This is a genomic window from Comamonas sp. SY3 (assembly GCF_041730275.1).
Lineage (GTDB): Bacteria > Pseudomonadota > Gammaproteobacteria > Burkholderiales > Burkholderiaceae_C > Comamonas > Comamonas sediminis.
This window is the reverse complement of record NZ_JBGTYN010000063.1, coordinates 1-533: the sequence shown is the minus strand read 5'-3', so window position 1 is coordinate 533 and position 533 is coordinate 1. Positions and strand designations below refer to the sequence as shown.

The following is a 533-nucleotide window of genomic DNA, read 5'->3' as shown; positions in this document are numbered from 1 at the left end:
TACCTCTATGGTCCCAAAACGCCAGTAACCAGCTTTCGGGTGGATGGGATCACACTTCGCCCCCGAGTGCTGGTGACGCTGGAGGTGACTGGCGGTGCGACAGACGATGTAGGCGTGGGTTTCTTCTCGATTGGTTCATGGGTGACTATGGGCCTGTTCACGGGGCGGCCTGGTGTTCTGTACACGGCGCGGGCAGAAGTCGTGAACTACACCACCAGGACAGAAGGGGTGGATGGGCGATACCGGCAGGTCCCGCGCGGCAGTGCCACGAATCTGACGCTTCCCGTTGCAATCAATCCCGAGGACGCAAACCGCATCTGGTCAGCGCTGGTGCAGCTCAAGGACACGCCCGTTTCAGTGTTTGCGAGCCGGCAGGAAAAGTTTCGCTATCTCAGCTCGGTCGGTTTTGTGACTTCGGATCTGTCGCCTGAGAACCAGGCCATTACCAAGGCCAACATCTTTGTGAAAGGGATTGTCTAAATGGCAACTCCAGTACCTCCTATTGACCCCCAATTGCCACCGTTCCCAGGGCC

1 protein-coding gene is annotated in these 533 nt (G+C 58.0%); it reads left to right on the top strand.

Translation table 11 applies throughout. From position 1 onward, the window contains the following. Positions 1–480, top strand: a 480-nt coding sequence (locus tag ACCQ08_RS26055) for a hypothetical protein (RefSeq protein WP_373451387.1), incomplete at its 5' end; no start/stop codon positions are given. Between the last annotated feature and the right edge of the window lie 53 nt (positions 481–533).